Below are 17,406 nucleotides of genomic sequence, written 5' to 3'. Positions count from 1 at the left end.
ATGAAGAAGCTGGAAAACCAGTTTCTTTTTTATGTTACGATTCTTTTGAAAGAAATCAAATGTACATACACTTAGAGCAAATACAGTAAGAAAAACATAACATATCTTGTCCAACCCCCTCATACAAATAGAATGAGGGAGGGGCATGTATGAAACGTTATCAAGGAATTATTCATCTTATTGTATTTGTTTTTATTGTAGCTTTAGTTTGGGATATGCAATACAATCCTTTTACAGTCCATGATTTTCAAAGTGGCTCTTTTGTCGAGGTAGTAAATGCAGAAGATCCTCTTTTTAAAGAAATTAAAAATAAAAGTGATCAATATAAAGAAGAACCTACAGATGCGTATATCGATCGAGTATGGAAGAAAACACCTGGACGTAATGGCAGAAAGGTAAATATAAACAAATCGTATGAGTTAATGAAGGGATCCGGTAATTTCGATGAGAAAAAGCTCGTTTTTGACCAGGTAAATCCAGAAACTTCATTAGAAGATTTACCTGCAGCTCCTATTTATCGGGGACATCCGGATAAAGATATGGTTGCCTTTTTAATTAATGTTTCATGGGGGACAGAACATATTCCAACGATTTTAAAAACGTTAAAGGCCAATGAAGTAAAAGCAACTTTTTTTATAGAAGGAAAATGGGCAAAGGAAAATGTTGAATACGTAAAAATGATTGCAGAGGAAGGGCACTCATTAGGTAATCATGCTTATAATCATCCTGATATGGCACATCTTAATAATGAGGAAATTGAAAAACAAATTGTACAGACAAATGAAATTATTAAGGCTATTACTGGGGAAACTCCAAAATGGTTTGCACCACCGAGTGGAAGCTTTACTGATCAAGTAGTCAAGGTTGCGCATGAGCATCAGATGCAAACCATACTATGGACGGTTGACACAATAGATTGGAAGAAACCATCTGTATCTGTTATGATGAACCGGGTAATGAATAAAGTGCATCCTGGCGCAACAATTTTAATGCATCCAACTCCGCCTGTCGCTCAAGGAATGGATCAAATGATAAAGGAAATACTGAGAAAAGGATATAAAATTGGTACAATAGATAAACTATTATCTGAAGAACGTTAATAATTATTCGGATTTTCAAGGTTTAAAGGTTTAAGGAGGTAAACCCGTTATGCTTACAAAACATACATGTAAAAATGGACTACGAATCGTACTAGAACAAATCCCATCAGTGCGTTCTGTATCAATGGGTATTTGGGTATTAACTGGATCAAGAAACGAATCCAAAGAATTAAACGGAATTTCGCACTTTTTGGAACATATGTTTTTCAAAGGAACGAAAACGCGGTCAGCACAAGATATTGCGGAAGCATTTGATTCGATAGGTGGTCAAGTGAATGCTTTTACTTCAAAAGAATATACATGCTATTATGCTCGTGTAATGGATACACATAAAGAGTATGCATTCGACATTTTAGCAGACATGTTTTTTAATTCTACCTTTGATGGAAAAGAAATGCAACGTGAGAAAAAAGTTATTTATGAAGAAATCAAAATGTATGAAGATACACCTGACGACATCGTACATGATCTACTAGCCCGTGCGTCATTCGGAGAACATCCACTAGGCTATCCAATTCTAGGAACAGAAGAGCAGTTAGCTTCCTTTGATGAGGAGACATTACGTGCGTATATTAAGAAGCACTATATTCCAGAAAATATTGTTATCTCTGTTGCAGGTAACGTTGATAGTTCATTCCTTACTTTTGTAGAGGATTTGTTTGGTTCTTTTCAATACGACAATCATGAAACACCAATTGAAAAACCAACATTTATCGGTAACCAAATACAAAGAAGCAAAGATACAGAACAAGCCCACATATGTTTAGGTTATAATGGGTTTTCTGTAGATGACGCACAAATTTATAGTATGATCGTCATGAACAATGTACTCGGTGGAAATATGAGCTCAAGATTGTTTCAAGAGGTAAGAGAAAAACAAGGCCTTGCATATTCTGTTTTTTCTTATCATACATCCTATTTAGACAGCGGGTTATTAACAATTTATGCTGGAACTGGTAAAGAACAGTTATCACACCTTAGAGAAACGATTCAAAATACAGTTCAAACATTTGTTGAAAAAGGAATCACAGAGAAAGAATTAAACAATAGTAAAGAACAATTAAAAGGTAGTCTCATGTTAAGTTTAGAAAGTACGAACAACAGGATGAGTCGTAACGGCAAGAACGAACTACTATTACAACGTCACCGTACATTAGATGAAATGATCCAGGAAATTGACACGGTAAGCGATTCATCTGTTCAAGACGTTATAGATTTTGTTTTCAAACATGATTATTCTACTGCTATCATCGCACCGGAACATACCTAATAGATGATACATATTCCTTCTTTCCTTGAATATATATGTGTACAACATATGAATTGGAGGGAATGCATTGCGATATAGGGATATTAGTGGAAAAGAAATTGTTAATATACACCACGGTACAAGACTCGGAATCCTTGGACAAACAGATTTGGAGATAGATACGACAACTGGACAAATACGTGCATTTATTATTCCGGATTACAAATGGTTTGGGTTGAAAAAACAAGGAGAAGAAACGAAAATCAATTGGAATGCAATAAAGAAGATCGGCGAAGATATGATCATGGTGGATATGAAATAATCTAATAAAAAAGCATTATACAAATAAAAAAGAATAATAATGGATCATGTTGCTTGTAGAGATAGTAGTTTTCTCTACAAGCTTTTTTTATTCCAAAATTACTCCAAAATAAGTCTTAATCAATCATGGAAACGATTATTTTTTACTTACTTAATCACTCTCTTTTCAATATGACATAAGCTATATAGAAAATAATTTTTACGGGGGCTTTCACTATTCGTTAAAACCGATAAGAAACAGCATGGAGGTAGTTATTTGCATGAATCAGATCATTGCGATTATTGGTGGGGATGCAAGATATATTGAGTTAATCCGACAATTAAACGCACTTTCACATATCACAACCATTATTACAGGGTTTAACAAATTAGAACAAGGTTTTACTGGTTCAAAACAAATGGATTTTGAGGATTTAGAGCTTAAAACATTAGACGCTATCGTACTACCGATAACTGGTACAAATGGAGCAGGTAAAGTGGAAACTGTTTTTTCTGATGAAAAGATTAGTTTGTCAAAAGAATGGTTTCAAAAACTTTCCAAACCTACGCCTATTTTTACAGGTATAACAAACGAGTATTTAAATAATATTACGAAAGATACAAACGCCGTTCTTATTCCTTTATTAAATCGAGATGATGTTGCAATTTATAATTCAATCCCTACAGCCGAAGGAACCATTATGATGGCAATGGAACACACCGATTACACCATCCACTCATCAAGGGTTATTGTTGCTGGCTTTGGTAGGGTAGGTCATACTGTAGCAAATAAATTTTCCGCATTAGGTGCAAAAGTATCGGTGGCTGCAAATCATATTCGTGACTTAGCTAGGGTTACCGAAATGGGATTAACAGCAATACCATTAGATAAACTAGCTGATCATACGGGAAGCTGTGATATTTTGATTAATACAATTCCGGCACCAGTTATTCATAAAGAGGCAATTAAGTATCTTCCTCCGCATGCTTTAATATTTGATTTAGCTTCTAAACCTGGGGGAACAGATTTCGAATATGCTGAAAGGCGCGGCATAAAAGCCATTTTGTCAGAAAGCCTACCAGGAGTTGTAGCCCCAAAAACTGCTGGGAAAATATTAGCTGATGTCATTATTCAAATTTTACAAGAGCGAAAGGGTGGATTAAAATGAATTTTGAAGGAAAGAGAATTGGATTTGGTTTAACAGCTTCACATTGCACTTATGAGGCGGTCTTTCCACAAATAGAACGGTTAATGGAATTAGGAGCGGAAGTTTATCCAGTCGTGTCGTATAATGTGAAGAATGTAGATACAAAGTTTGGAAAAGCAAAGGATCATATTGAAAAAATTGAGACAATCACTGGTAAAAAGGTGATTGCAACAATCCCAGATGCGGAACCTCTAGGACCTATTACGCCACTAGATTGTATGGTTATTGCACCTTTGACGGGAAATTCAATGAGTAGGCTAGCCAATGCAATTACAGATTCTCCTCCTCTAATGGCCGCAAAAGCAACGATGCGCAATCAAAAACCAGTAGTACTAGGTATCGCTACAAATGATGCTTTAGGTTTAAACGGGGTAAATTTGATGCGTCTAATGGCTAGTAAATTAGTTTACTTTATTCCATATGGGCAAGATGCACCATTTAAGAAACCAAATTCATTAGTATCCAATATGGAATTACTGTCTGAAACAGTGGACCATGCATTACAAGGAAAACAGTTGCAACCAGTACTCATTCCATTTATTGATTAAGCAATATGTGGTAAAATAAGAACATTGAATGATATAAGTAAAAAAAGCAGAGTGATAGTGAAAGGGAGAATACAAATGTCTAATAAAACATATAACGTCGCAGTAGTAGGTGCTAGTGGTGCAGTTGGTCAAACGATTGTCCGTGTATTGGAGAAACGGAATTTTCCAATTAACACCTTAAAGCTGTTATCTTCAAGTCGTTCCGCTGGTAGAGTAGTAGAATTTGCTGGAAAAGAAATTGTGCTAGAAGAAGCAACTCCTGACAGCTTTGCTAATATAGATATAGCACTGTTTTCCGCTGGTGGGGCAATATCTAAAAAACTCGCTCCAGAAGCAGTAAAAAGAGGCGCGGTAGTCATTGATAATACAAGTGCTTATCGAATGGATGAAGATGTTCCGTTAATCGTTCCGGAAGTAAATGAAATAGATATCAAAAAACATAAGGGAATTATTGCAAATCCTAACTGTTCGACAATTCAAATGGTAGCTGCATTAAAACCAATTCAAGAAGCGTTTGGTCTAAATCGTATTATTGTTTCCACATATCAAGCAGTTTCTGGAGCAGGTTCATTAGCTAGTGATGAGCTAAGAACAGAGTCAATGGACTATTTAACTGGAAAACCAATTGAACCGAAAATTTTACCTGTTAGTGGTGATAAAAAGCATTATCAAATAGCTTTTAATGCACTACCACAAATTGACCTTTTCCAAGAAAATGGATATACCTTTGAAGAATTGAAAATGATAAACGAGACGAAGAAAATTATGCATGCTCCTAACTTAAAAGTTGCAGCTACATGTGTACGAATTCCCGTTTTTACTTCCCATGCAGAGAGTGTATATGTGGAAATAGACAAAGCGGGTGTCACTGTTGCAGACTTCCAAGAAGTGATAAAAAATGGAAATGGCATTACCTTACAAGATCAACCTAAAACACAAACGTATCCATCCCCTTTAGCGGCTGCAGATAAAGATGAAGTGTTTGTTGGTCGAATTAGAAAAGATTTAGATTGTGATAATGGCTTTCATTTGTGGATTGTAGCTGATAACTTATTAAAAGGTGCTGCTTTAAATACAGTACAAATTGCGGAGAGTGTCATCCGAAATAATTGGCTTACATTATAACTTGAGGAGTTTACGTCATCATGCAGATATTAGTACAAAAATTTGGAGGTACTTCTGTTCAAAATGATTCGAACAGGAAACATGTCATCCAACATATAAAAAATGCATTGCTACAAGAATATAAAGTGATAGTTGTCGTTTCTGCATTAGGTAGAAAGCCGGATCCATATGCAACAGATACTTTACTCGATTTAGTAAACTATCCAGCCACATATACCTCAAATCGAGAACTTGATCTGCTTATGTCGTGTGGAGAAACAATTGCATCTGTCGTGTTATCAAATGAGTTACAAAAGAATCACGTGCGTTCAATTGCGTTAACCGGCGCACAAGCCGGTTTTTTAACAAGCGATGATTTTAATCAAGCAAAAATTAAACATGTACATCCGGAACGTGTATTGAAAGAATTCGAAACACATGATGTCGTTGTAGTGGCAGGATTTCAAGGGCAATCAGAGGCAGGCGATATTACAACTATTGGCAGAGGCGGAAGTGATACGACCGCTGCTGCCATTGGTGCTGCTACAAATGCAGAACGTATTGAAATTTTTACGGATGTGAATGGAATTATGACAGCAGATCCACGCGTAGTGGAATCTGCTTGTCCTTTGGATGTTGTAACGTATACGGAAATATGTAATCTAGCATACCAAGGAGCAAAAGTCATTCATCCACGAGCAGTAGAAATTGCTATGCAGGCAAAAATTCCGATGCGAGTTCGTTCCACATATGCAGAAGACGGTGGGACATTGGTAACTTCTTCACGAGCGGCTGAATTAGGTATGGATATTACAGATCGGTTAATTACAGGAATTGCTCACATTGCAAATATTGCACAAATAAAAGTAAACATGAAAGAAGGTTCTAGTCGTCAATCGGATGTCTTCAAGGCGATGGCTGATGCTGGAATTTCAGTTGACTTTATCAACATATCTCCTACAGGTGTTGTTTATACAGTTCCGAATACGCATCGAGAAAAAGCAATATCTATTTTAAAAACATTAGGCTTTGAATCAGAAACGACAGATAATTGTGCAAAGGTTTCTGCAGTAGGTGCTGGGATGACTGGTGTACCTGGAGTAGCATCTCGTATTGTTCAAGCATTAACAGAGGCGGATGTACAAATTCTTCAGTCTGCAGATAGTCACACAACAATTTGGGTTTTAGTGAAAGAAGAAGATTTAAAGACTGCTGTAAACGCACTACATGAAGAATTTGAACTAGGTAAAATAAATAAAAAAGAGCTTCATGAAAGGTAGGAAAAAAATGAACTTTGGTAATGTATTGACGGCCATGGTTACCCCGTTTGATAAAGATGGAAATGTGGACCATAATCGAACGAACGATTTAATTGAACATTTATTAGCGAATGGGACAGACGCTTTAGTTGTTGCAGGTACAACAGGTGAGTCTCCAACCTTATCGCACGATGAGAAAATTGCATTATTTAAACATGTCGTAGCAGTAGTGAACAAACGGGTTCCTGTTATCGCAGGTACTGGAAGTAACAATACGAAAGAATCGATACTTTTAACAAAAGAGGCCGAAGCTTGTGGTGTAGATGGGATCATGTTAGTTGTACCTTACTACAATAAACCAAATCAATTGGGAATGTATGAACATTTTAAAGCAATCGCACAAGAAACAAAACTACCCATTATGTTGTACAACATACCTGGGCGTTCAGCAGTGAAAATGAGTGTGGAAACAATCATAAGGTTAAGTGAAATTGAAAATATTGTTTCAGTCAAAGAAGCAAGTGGAGACTTAGACCAAGTTTCGGAAATAATTGCACATACTTCAGAAGACTTTTCTTTATACTCTGGAGATGATGGATTGACGTTACCAATGCTTGCAATTGGAGCTGATGGAGTTGTTTCTGTTGCATCGCATATAATAGGAAATGAGATGCAAACGATGATTAAGGCATTTCAATCTGGTCAAAATAAAGAGGCTGCAGCGATTCATCGAAAAGTACTTCCGGTTATGAATGGGCTTTTTTCTGCACCATCCCCAACGCCTGTTAAAGCTGCCTTAAAACTATATGGTGTCGACTGTGGTTCTGTACGATTACCTTTAGTTGAATTGACGAACCAAGAGGAACAATTTATTAAATCTTTATTAAATAAGTAAAAAATCGGCGAATGAGCCGATTTTTTTATTTACACTTTTCTTCAAAAGTCAGGGAACCATTAATTTAACGCATGTATCCAGATAATATAGAACATACTAGTTGTAGAGGATGATTATTTGCCATGTTCGATTACCTATAAAAGGTGTGGAACATGAGAAAAGGAGTTGCATGTAGAAATGGAAAAGGATAACGAAAAAAAAGCGGAAGAACAACCGCAGGAAGAATCACCAAATAATGCATCATCTTTAGTAGAAAAAATTCAGCAGCTTGGTCAAACGAACGTACCACAAGCACCTGATTCCAATATTCATGTCTTATCCATTATTGGGCAAGTAGAGGGACATATTCAATTACCTCCACAAAATAAAACTACAAAGTATGAGCATCTTTTACCACAACTAATAGCGATAGAACAAAATCCAAAAATAGAAGGATTAATTATCTTACTTAATACAGTTGGGGGAGACGTGGAAGCGGGATTAGCATTAGCTGAAATGATTGCTTCTATGTCAAAACCAACCGTCTCCATTGTGCTTGGAGGTGGACACTCAATTGGTGTACCTATTGCAGTTGCATCAAATTACAGTTATATTGTACCGACAGCTACGATGACAATTCACCCAATTCGTTTAACTGGATTAGTAATTGGTGTACCGCAAACATTTGAATACTTAGAAAAAATGCAGGATAGAGTTATCCAGTTTGTTGTATCTCATTCCAATATTAAAGAAGATAAGTTTAAAGATTTAATGTTTGCAAAAGGTAATTTAACGAGAGACATTGGAACGAACGTTGTTGGGACAGATGCGGTGGAATTTGGGCTGATTGATGAGGTAGGTGGTGTGAAAGAGGCAATGGAAAAAGTTACAGAATTAATTAATGCAAATAAAGATGGAACAGAGGGGGTTGTGCAATGATTTTGTATACACCTTTATCAGAGTCAGATATTTTTCCGCAAGATGAAAATGAATTTGGCAAGCGACATTGTGTTTCCCACGGTGGGAAAACACTTTATGTGGAAGAACAAGCGGATGGGTCTTTTCAACTATTACAGCTATTATCAACCGATCCGAATGACTTTTTAGATCAACAATACAATCCAGGAACAATATTAAAATAAATTAATCGAGAATAATTTACAATATGGTATACTAAGAAGAGACATCAGTCACCCTTGTCAGAATTACGACAAGGGTTTATGATTGTTTAAAATAGGAATCTATTACATATTGCTATAAACTATATTGATATCACATGTCATATTTAGTGGCTTCAACGGATGCTAGGACGCTCTTTTGCGTGGTAATTTTCCAGCTATCTTCAGAGATAATGAAGGGATTTGCCGTATGATAAGGGGTTAACAGTAATGGATTATGTAAAACAAATAACCATACATATAAAGAAAGAGGCCGACCTGGAGGTGTTTAAGGATGGCAAGAAAGAGAAAAAAACGCAAGAAAAAATTGCAACAAAAAATAAAACTAGAGTTGCTCGGGATATTATGTATCTTTTTGGCGATTTTTGGAAGTGGCGCAAGTGCAATAAGTGAAGGTTTTATTCCAGGTGGATTAGATCATATATTTCGGTTTTTCTTTGGAATATGGTATTTTATCGCATCTATCTTTCTATTGTTTACAGGTATCATTCTCGTTGTAAAACGTCGCTACCCTGATTTTACGCATCGGAAAATGATTGGTATTTATATTATCATCGCTGGATTACTACTGTTGACACACATTCAAACGTTAGAGAGTTTACTAGTATTAACAAAAGACGTTTCGATTATAAAAACGAGCTGGCAGCACTATTTTGCTTTTGTAAATGGACAAGGTACAGCAGTCCAAACCGGTGGTGGAATGGTGGGGGCAATATTACTTGTATTTTGTTACTTTTTATTTTCATCTATTGGTACAAAAATTGTCGCTATATTTTCTATGATTATTGGTATGATTTTTATTACAGAATTATCAATTGGCGATATATTTATGAAGTTAAGTAAAATAGGTAATCAAGTTTATGCAAAGGTAGTAGAAAAGTTGAAACAGTGGAAAACAGATAAATTGAAGGCTGAGGAACCACAAATTGATGTAACGTATCCAACTGATCATCAGGTACCACCACCTATTGAAGCGGAACTGGAGCCCATTATCCAAGACTTTACAGATACTGCATATACTACACATGATGCTAATATGAGTGATGAGCCGAAACAACAACGAACTGAGACATCAGCTGAAGAACTAGTTCATGATGAAGTAGAATCAATGGCGATGGCTGAAACGGAAAATTATGAATACATATTACCATCACCACAATTACTAGCTGAGCCAGTTGTAAACACACAACAGCAGGAAAAATCTCAGCTTCAAGCTACTGTAAAGAAGTTAGAACGTACATTTCAAAGTTTTGGCGTACGGGCGAGAGTGACAAAAGTTCATGTAGGACCAGCCGTTACAAAATATGAAATATATCCTGAAGCAGGTGTAAAGGTTAGCAGGATTGTTAATTTGCATGATGATTTAGCACTTGCTTTAGCTGCAAAGGATTTGCGCATTGAAGCACCAATACCCGGGAAATCGGCAGTCGGTATTGAAGTACCAAATAAAGAAGTCGCGATGGTATCTTTACGTGAAGTAATAGATAATATATCTGGAAATCATCAGTCCAAGTTACTCGTTGCGCTTGGTCGTGATATTTCAGGAGATGCTGTTGTTGCGGAATTAAATAAAATGCCCCACTTGTTAATTGCGGGTGCAACGGGTAGTGGGAAAAGTGTATGTGTCAATGGCATTATTACGACAATATTAATGCGCGCTAAACCCCATGAAGTAAAAATGATGATGATTGACCCGAAAAAAGTGGAGCTAAATGTTTATAATGGTATTCCCCATTTATTAGCGCCTGTTGTTACCGATCCAAAGAAAGCATCACGAGCATTAAAAAAAGTAGTGTCTGAAATGGAACGTAGGTATGATTTGTTCTCAGAAACAGGTACAAGGAATATTGAGGGCTATAATGAATATGTCAGCAAACATAATCAAATTACCGATGACGAACAACCTAACCTTCCATATATTGTTGTAATTGTGGACGAGCTTGCAGATTTAATGATGGTTGCATCAAGCGATGTGGAAGATGCAATTACAAGATTGGCACAAATGGCGCGTGCTGCTGGTATTCATCTTATTATTGCAACACAACGCCCATCTGTAGATGTAATAACTGGTGTCATTAAAGCGAATATACCTTCAAGGATTGCTTTTAGTGTATCTTCACAGACTGATTCACGTACAATTTTAGATGCTGGTGGAGCTGAAAAATTACTTGGACGTGGTGATATGCTCTTTATGCCTGTAGGTTTTTCAAAGCCTGTTCGTGTGCAAGGTGCATTCTTATCTGATGATGAAGTTGAGCGTATTGTACATCATTGCATTGAACAACAAAAGGCTTCCTACCAGGAGGAAATGATACCAGAAGATCATGATGAAGTACTGGAGGAAGTGGATGATGAAATTTATGATGATGCTGTGCAACTCGTAATTGAAATGCAAAGTGCGAGTGTATCGATGTTACAGCGTAGATTTCGAATTGGATATACACGAGCTGCACGTTTAATTGATGCTATGGAAGATAGAGGAATCGTTGGTCCATATGAAGGTAGCAAACCACGCACAGTATTAATATCCCAAAAACCAGAAGAATTAACAGTGAATGAGGGATGAAAAGTAGAGAATTAAATTTTTTGTTTGAACCATGCTATATTAATAAATACTCAGCAGTTGTAACGTGCATAATTTCAATGTCGCAACTGCCTTTTTTTGGTCAATAATCGACATGTTTTGTCACAAAGTATGAAAGAACTTAAAAAAAATGTAGAAACCTATTTATTTATCTGCTTAAGAATGATATATTTAAAATGGAAATGTCAGAGGTCTGATCTTTTAAAGAAAGCGGCAAGGGGGGACGTTATGTCTATAAAGGCTGATTCTCGCCACTTATATTTACAAGTAATTGATAAATTAAAAATGGATATTGAAAACGGTAAATATCAGGCAAAGGAAAAGTTACCGTCAGAATTTCTTTTATCCAAACAATTAGGCGTTTCTCGGGCAACATTAAGAGAGGCATTGCGTATTCTAGAAGAGGAAAATATTGTTGTTAGAAGGCATGGGGTTGGTACTTTTGTGAATCCTAAACCTATTTTTTCTTCCGGAATCGAGCAATTACGTAGTGTTACATATATGATTGAGGAATCTGGAAAAGTGGCTGGATCTCAATATTTATCTACGGAAGTTTATCAACCGACAACAGAGGAAATAAACTCTTTTGCACCCGTTAAAATTAATGAAATTGTAAAAATAGAACGTGTCCGGACAGCAAATGGTGAGCCGGTAGTTTTTTGTATTGATAAATTACCATCTGGTATTATTCCAATCGAGTTGCTACATAAAGAGGACTCGTTGTTTAAACTTATCGAAACATATTCTCATAAACGTGTTGCCTATGCGGTTACATACATAGAACCAATTTCATATCACAATCGTATTTATAATATTTTAAACTGTAGCTCAGACCAGGCAATGTTGTTATTAAGACAAATGCATTATACAAGTAACGATGAACCTGTCTTGTATTCAGCTAATTATTTTCGTTCTGATATATTTAGTTTTCATGTGCTACGAAAAAGAATGTAAGGGGTTGCATTCATTTGAGGGGGTGATGCAAAAATATAATTGGACGTGCAATGCTAATGGTAGCAAACTATATTTTAATTTAAAAACAGGGAGGTAATTTAGTTGAAAAAGAAATTTACATTATTAACAGTCATCCTTTTAACTTTAGGTTTAGTTCTTGCTGCTTGTGGTAGCGGTGATACAAAAAAAGGATCTGATGAAGGTAAATCTGGAGATGCAGATAAAAAATCTGATACAGATTTTAAAGTAGCAATGGTTACAGACATAGGTGGAGTAGACGATAAGTCATTTAACCAATCTGCTTGGGAAGGTTTACAAGCATGGGGTGATGAACATGGTGGAGAAAAGGGCGAAAATTATAATTATGCACAATCAAATGCAAAATCTGATTACATGCCTAACCTTACACGTTTAATCCGTGATGATTATGATTTGATATTTGGTATTGGTTTTGAATTACTTGAAGATTTAACAAAGGTTGCGAAACAATATCCTGATAACCATTTTGCAATTGTTGACGATGTTATTGAGGAGCCAAACGTTGCAAGTATTACATTTAAAGAGCATCAGGGTTCATTCTTAGTTGGTGTTGCGGCTGCAATGAAAACTAAAACAAACAAAGTTGGGTTTGTTGGTGGAATTGATTCTCCGCTAATTAATAAGTTTGAGTCAGGCTTCATTGCAGGTGTTAAATCTGTAAATCCTGATATTGATGTAGATGTTCAATATGCTGAATCTTTTGGTGCAGCAGACAAAGGTAAAGTTATTGCAAAAGATATGTATAACAAAGGCGTAGATATCATCTACCATGCAGCAGGTGGAACTGGTAACGGTGTATTTAACGAAGCGAAAGACATTAAACAAAATGACCCTGATAAAGAAATTTGGGTAATTGGTGTTGACCGTGACCAACATGATGAAGGACAAATTGGCGACCATAACATTACATTAACTTCAATGGTAAAACGAGTTGATGTAGCTGTACAGGACGTTGCAAACCAAGCAGTTAAAGGTTCACATCATGGTGGTGACCACTTAGAGTATGGTCTTGAAGAAGATGCTATTTCTGTAGCAACTACAAATAAAGAAGCAATGAGTCAAGACATTATTGATGCTGTTGAGGATTATCAAAAGAAAATTCTTGCAGGCGAAATTGATGTACCTAAAACTCGTGACGAAACGGAGCAATTTTTGAAAAACCTTTAAAAAATAGTTGGAAAAGGCTGTACATATCAGCCTTTTCCAAAGTTTAAATTTCTCAATTGAAGAGGATAAATTGATTATCTTTTTCACTTGGTAAATTTAATACTTTATATTAAATAAAAAAAGTAAAAACTTCTTTATAAGAGGGGTGATTGACAGATGAAATCTGAATACGTTATTGAAATGTTGAACATTCGCAAAGAATTTCCGGGGATTGTAGCGAATGACAACATAACGGTTCAATTAAGAAAAGGTGAGATTCACGCTTTATTAGGAGAAAATGGGGCCGGAAAATCCACATTAATGAACGTGCTATTTGGGCTTTATCAGCCAGAAGCAGGGGAAATTAAGGTGAAAGGGAAACAGGTTGAAATTACAAATCCTAATATTGCTAATGACTTAGGTATTGGAATGGTTCATCAACACTTTATGTTAGTCGAACCATTTACAGTTACACAAAATATCATTTTAGGTAGCGAACCAAAAACAAAAACCGGAACAATTAATATAAAGAAAGCAGAAAAGGAAATACAAAAACTATCTGATCAATATGGCTTAAAAGTTGATCCAAGAGCAAAAATTCGCGATATATCTGTAGGTATGCAGCAACGTGTAGAAATATTAAAAACATTGTATCGCGGAGCTGAAGTATTAATATTTGACGAACCAACAGCCGTATTAACACCGCAGGAAATTGCTGAATTAATGGAAATTATGCGTTCCCTTGTAAAAGAAGGAAAATCTATTATTTTAATCACGCATAAATTAAAAGAAATTATGGAAGCGGCAGATAGATGTACGGTCATTCGAAAAGGAAAGGGAATTGGCACAGTAGAAGTAGCAAATACAAATCCGAATGAATTGGCCTCTTTAATGGTTGGTAGAGAGGTTAGCTTTAAGACAGATAAAAAACCTGCTCAACCAAAAGATGTTGTTGTTAAAATTGAAGACTTACGGGTGAAAGATTCCCGAAAAGTTGATCTAGTAAAAGGCTTAAGTCTTGAGTTACGGGCTGGCGAAATTGTTGGTATTGCGGGAATTGACGGGAATGGTCAAACTGAGTTAATCGAAGCAATTACTGGGCTAAGAAAGGCAGAGGCAGGAAAAGTATTACTAAATGGAAAAGATATTACGAATCTTACGCCACGAAAAATTACGGAGAGCGGTGTAGGGCATATTCCGCAGGATCGGCATAAATTTGGTTTAGTCCTTGACTATTCAATTGGAGAAAATATCGTTCTACAAACGTATTATCAGGCGCCTTTTTCGAAACACAAAATATTAGATTATAAGAAAATATATAGTAAGGCAAACGAAATAATCAAGGAGTATGATGTGCGTACCCCAACTGAATTTACGAAGGCCCGTGCTTTATCAGGTGGAAATCAACAAAAGGCAATTATTGGACGCGAAATAGATCGGTCTCCTGATTTATTAATAGCCGCCCAGCCAACAAGAGGACTAGACGTTGGTGCAATAGAATTTATTCATAAAAAGCTAATTGAAGAAAGAGATAAAGGACGTGCGGTATTGCTTATTTCATTTGAACTCGATGAAATATTAGATGTTAGTGATCGAATTGCCGTTATGTTTGATGGGCAAATCGTTGCAGATCTAAAACCAGAAGATACCAATGAGCAAGAACTAGGATTGCTTATGGCAGGAAGTAAAGCACAAAAGGCGGGTGAAGTATGATGACATCATCCAATAATCGGTTATTCGGGATTTTAGTGCCTGTTATATCAGTCATACTTGGACTAATAGCTGGAGCAATTATTATGTTAGTTTCTGGCCATAATCCAATCACTGGTTACCAAGCATTATGGCGTGGTGCGTTTGGAGATGCTTATGCAATCGGGGAAACAATTAGAAGAACTACACCATATATCTTATCTGGACTTGCAATTGCTTTTGCTTTTCGAGCTAATTTATTTAATATTGGTGCCGAAGGTCAAGTAATTGTAGGTTGGTTAGCCGCAGTCTGGGTAGGTATGACCGTTGAAGCACCTATGATCATTCATTTACCACTTGCGTTAATTGCTGCAATGATTGCTGGTGCGTTTTGGGGATTTATCCCAGGGATTTTAAAAGCTAAGCTAGGAGTTCATGAAGTAATCGTAACAATTATGTTGAATTATGTTGCATTGTATTCTACAAATGCTATCATACGTGATGTATTAACGGACCATAAAACAACAACAGACGATATTCATAGCACGGCTTCATTAGCCTCTGAATGGTTACAAAGTATAACTTATTTTTCTCGTGTTCATTATGGAATTATTATTGCTTTAATAGCCGCAGTTATTGTTTGGTTTCTCATCGAGCGAACGTCATTGGGTTATGAAATTAAATCAGTCGGATATAATCAACACGCCTCAAAGTATGCCGGAATGAATGTTAGTAAAAATATTATTCTTGCTATGATAATTGCGGGTGCTCTTGCAGGTTTAGGCGGAGCTATGGAAGGACTAGGCACATATGGTAACATATCGGTTATGTCTGGTAATACAAACATTGGCTTTGATGGAATTGCCGTTGCGCTACTTGGTGCAAATACCCCGTTTGGAGTGGTGCTTGCTGCATTTTTATTTGGTGCTTTAAAAGAAGGTGCAGGAGAAATGCCTACAGGAGCAGGTGTTCCTACGGAGCTTGTTGATATTATTATTGCATTGATTATATTCTTTGTAGCATCTAGCTACATCATTCGATGGTTTTTACTTCGTTTTTCGAAGGGGGGAAATAAATAATGATTGATATTTTACAATCAATTATCCCGACCACTTTATTCTTTTCAGCACCTCTGATATTTACAGCACTTGGTGGAGTGTTCAGTGAGCGATCTGGTGTTGTTAACATTGGATTAGAAGGTTTAATGGTAATGGGGGCATTTGTTGGGATTGTTTTTAACCTTACTTTTGCTGATGTTCTAGGTGCGTGGACACCTTGGGTATCCATATTAGTTGCAACGATTGTAGGGGCACTCTTTTCAATTATTCACGCTGTTGCGTCTATATCGTTTCGGGCAGATCAAGTTGTAAGTGGTGTTGCGATAAACTTCCTAGCATTGGGCTTGGGTGTCTTTCTAACAAAACAATGGTATGGAAAAGGGCAAACTGATATGGTTTCCCAACCATTTTATACAAAAAGTATAAAAGGACTTTCAGATATACCTGTTATCGGTCCAATGTTCTTTGATGGTATTTATTTAACCTCATACTTAGCAATTATTGTAGCTTTCATAGCTTGGTTTGTATTATACAAAACACCGTTTGGTCTTCGTTTAAGAGCAGTAGGGGAACACCCAATGGCTGCAGATACAAATGGCATTAACGTTTATAAAATGCGTTATATTGCAGTTATTATCTCAGGTGCATTAGGTGGTCTAGGTGGTTCTGTATTTGCTTTAACAATTGTGGACAATTTCTCGCACTCCACAATTGTTGGACAAGGTTTTATGGCCCTTGCTGCAGTAATTTTTGGTAAATGGCATCCTTTAGGAGCAATGGGTGCAGCGTTGTTTTTTGGCTTTGCACAAAGTTTAAGTGTAGTAAGTGCAAGTATTCCCTTTTTACAAGGTGTTCCACCGATATTCTTGCTTATTGCACCGTATGTGTTAACTATTTTGGCGTTAGCAGGATTTATCGGTCGTGCGGAAGCGCCGGCTGCTAATGGTGATCCATATATTAAAGGTGGCCGTTAAGAAGTGTAAAACAAAGCGACATGCAATTTGCATGTCGCTTTGTTGGCTCTTTGTCAAATAGTGTTGGTGGCTGAATTAAGGTCGCTAAAATATTAATGATTCGGGATCTGTTTATCCTGCCACTTAAGCGGCAGGATAAACA

The 17,406-nt window shown here is 36.5% G+C and carries 16 protein-coding genes; all 16 read left to right on the top strand.

Annotated elements, in window-relative coordinates:
- Nucleotides 1-149 precede the first annotated feature (149 nt).
- Complete coding sequence (locus tag ACFFIS_RS11175; RefSeq protein ID WP_320378951.1) at nt 150-1,100, top strand: polysaccharide deacetylase family protein; 951 nt, start codon at nt 150-152, stop codon at nt 1,098-1,100.
- Nucleotides 1,101-1,149: 49 nt separating this feature from the next.
- Nucleotides 1,150-2,370, top strand: coding sequence for a M16 family metallopeptidase (locus tag ACFFIS_RS11170; RefSeq protein ID WP_390187559.1), 1,221 nt, complete (start codon nt 1,150-1,152; stop codon nt 2,368-2,370).
- A gap of 67 nt (nt 2,371-2,437) precedes the next feature.
- The gene (locus tag ACFFIS_RS11165; RefSeq protein WP_320378952.1) at nt 2,438-2,671 is read left to right on the top strand and encodes a YlmC/YmxH family sporulation protein; all 234 of its coding nucleotides are present in this window, start codon (nt 2,438-2,440) and stop codon (nt 2,669-2,671) included.
- Between the two features lie 259 nt (nt 2,672-2,930).
- Nucleotides 2,931-3,818, top strand: coding sequence for a dipicolinic acid synthetase subunit A (gene dpaA / locus ACFFIS_RS11160; protein ID WP_390187556.1), 888 nt, complete (start codon nt 2,931-2,933; stop codon nt 3,816-3,818).
- Nucleotides 3,815-4,405, top strand: a complete 591-nt coding sequence (gene dpaB / locus ACFFIS_RS11155; RefSeq protein ID WP_320378953.1) for a dipicolinate synthase subunit B — start codon at nt 3,815-3,817, stop codon at nt 4,403-4,405. Before dpaA ends, dpaB begins: the two co-directional genes overlap by 4 nt.
- Nucleotides 4,406-4,480: 75 nt before the next feature.
- Entirely contained in the window at nt 4,481-5,530 is a 1,050-nt protein-coding gene (gene asd, locus ACFFIS_RS11150; protein ID WP_390187553.1) for an aspartate-semialdehyde dehydrogenase, read from the top strand.
- 20 nt (nt 5,531-5,550) lie between these two features.
- Nucleotides 5,551-6,789, top strand: coding sequence for an aspartate kinase (gene dapG / locus ACFFIS_RS11145; RefSeq protein ID WP_390187552.1), 1,239 nt, complete (start codon nt 5,551-5,553; stop codon nt 6,787-6,789).
- Between the two features lie 7 nt (nt 6,790-6,796).
- Nucleotides 6,797-7,663 (top strand): 4-hydroxy-tetrahydrodipicolinate synthase, encoded by an 867-nt coding sequence (gene dapA, locus ACFFIS_RS11140; protein ID WP_320378955.1) that lies wholly within the window; start codon nt 6,797-6,799, stop codon nt 7,661-7,663.
- 177 nt (nt 7,664-7,840) lie between these two features.
- Nucleotides 7,841-8,581, top strand: coding sequence for a ClpP family protease (locus ACFFIS_RS11135; RefSeq protein ID WP_390187551.1), 741 nt, complete (start codon nt 7,841-7,843; stop codon nt 8,579-8,581).
- Nucleotides 8,578-8,784: a YlzJ-like family protein gene (locus ACFFIS_RS11130; RefSeq protein ID WP_390187550.1), complete on the top strand. Its 207-nt coding sequence runs from the start codon at nt 8,578-8,580 to the stop codon at nt 8,782-8,784. The genes ACFFIS_RS11135 and ACFFIS_RS11130 overlap by 4 nt, the downstream gene beginning before the upstream one ends.
- Before the next feature lie 310 nt (nt 8,785-9,094).
- Nucleotides 9,095-11,386 (top strand): FtsK/SpoIIIE family DNA translocase, encoded by a 2,292-nt coding sequence (locus ACFFIS_RS11125; protein ID WP_390187549.1) that lies wholly within the window; start codon nt 9,095-9,097, stop codon nt 11,384-11,386.
- A 246-nt stretch (nt 11,387-11,632) separates the two neighbouring features.
- On the top strand, nt 11,633-12,358 hold the full coding sequence (locus ACFFIS_RS11120; RefSeq protein WP_390187548.1) for a GntR family transcriptional regulator: 726 nt from the start codon (nt 11,633-11,635) through the stop codon (nt 12,356-12,358).
- 102 nt (nt 12,359-12,460) lie between these two features.
- Nucleotides 12,461-13,564 (top strand): BMP family lipoprotein, encoded by a 1,104-nt coding sequence (locus ACFFIS_RS11115; protein ID WP_320378958.1) that lies wholly within the window; start codon nt 12,461-12,463, stop codon nt 13,562-13,564.
- A 156-nt stretch (nt 13,565-13,720) separates the two neighbouring features.
- Nucleotides 13,721-15,256 (top strand): ABC transporter ATP-binding protein, encoded by a 1,536-nt coding sequence (locus ACFFIS_RS11110; protein WP_390187546.1) that lies wholly within the window; start codon nt 13,721-13,723, stop codon nt 15,254-15,256.
- Entirely contained in the window at nt 15,256-16,311 is a 1,056-nt protein-coding gene (locus tag ACFFIS_RS11105; protein WP_390187888.1) for an ABC transporter permease, read from the top strand. The genes ACFFIS_RS11110 and ACFFIS_RS11105 overlap by 1 nt, the downstream gene beginning before the upstream one ends.
- The gene (locus tag ACFFIS_RS11100; protein ID WP_320378959.1) at nt 16,311-17,264 is read left to right on the top strand and encodes an ABC transporter permease; all 954 of its coding nucleotides are present in this window, start codon (nt 16,311-16,313) and stop codon (nt 17,262-17,264) included. Before ACFFIS_RS11105 ends, ACFFIS_RS11100 begins: the two co-directional genes overlap by 1 nt.
- Nucleotides 17,265-17,406: the final 142 nt, after the last annotated feature.

This window comes from Paracerasibacillus soli, assembly GCF_042432965.1.
Classification (GTDB): Bacteria; Bacillota; Bacilli; order Bacillales; family Amphibacillaceae; genus Paracerasibacillus; species Paracerasibacillus soli.
The sequence above is the reverse complement of the archived record's forward strand: the minus strand, read 5'-3'. Positions and strand labels throughout refer to the sequence as shown.

Excerpts from the sequence above, each read along its gene's own strand:
- ACFFIS_RS11175 (WP_320378951.1), top strand. The coding sequence starts at position 150 with ATGAAACGTTATCAAGGAATTATTCATCTTATTGTATTTGTTTTTATT.
- ACFFIS_RS11170 (WP_390187559.1), top strand. The coding sequence starts at position 1,150 with ATGCTTACAAAACATACATGTAAAAATGGACTACGAATCGTACTAGAA.
- dpaA (WP_390187556.1), top strand. The coding sequence starts at position 2,931 with ATGAATCAGATCATTGCGATTATTGGTGGGGATGCAAGATATATTGAG.
- dpaB (WP_320378953.1), top strand. The coding sequence starts at position 3,815 with ATGAATTTTGAAGGAAAGAGAATTGGATTTGGTTTAACAGCTTCACAT.
- asd (WP_390187553.1), top strand. The coding sequence starts at position 4,481 with ATGTCTAATAAAACATATAACGTCGCAGTAGTAGGTGCTAGTGGTGCA.
- dapG (WP_390187552.1), top strand. The coding sequence starts at position 5,551 with ATGCAGATATTAGTACAAAAATTTGGAGGTACTTCTGTTCAAAATGAT.
- dapA (WP_320378955.1), top strand. The coding sequence starts at position 6,797 with ATGAACTTTGGTAATGTATTGACGGCCATGGTTACCCCGTTTGATAAA.
- ACFFIS_RS11135 (WP_390187551.1), top strand. The coding sequence starts at position 7,841 with ATGGAAAAGGATAACGAAAAAAAAGCGGAAGAACAACCGCAGGAAGAA.
- ACFFIS_RS11130 (WP_390187550.1), top strand. The coding sequence starts at position 8,578 with ATGATTTTGTATACACCTTTATCAGAGTCAGATATTTTTCCGCAAGAT.
- ACFFIS_RS11125 (WP_390187549.1), top strand. The coding sequence starts at position 9,095 with ATGGCAAGAAAGAGAAAAAAACGCAAGAAAAAATTGCAACAAAAAATA.
- ACFFIS_RS11120 (WP_390187548.1), top strand. The coding sequence starts at position 11,633 with ATGTCTATAAAGGCTGATTCTCGCCACTTATATTTACAAGTAATTGAT.
- ACFFIS_RS11110 (WP_390187546.1), top strand. The coding sequence starts at position 13,721 with ATGAAATCTGAATACGTTATTGAAATGTTGAACATTCGCAAAGAATTT.
- ACFFIS_RS11105 (WP_390187888.1), top strand. The coding sequence starts at position 15,256 with ATGACATCATCCAATAATCGGTTATTCGGGATTTTAGTGCCTGTTATA.
- ACFFIS_RS11100 (WP_320378959.1), top strand. The coding sequence starts at position 16,311 with ATGATTGATATTTTACAATCAATTATCCCGACCACTTTATTCTTTTCA.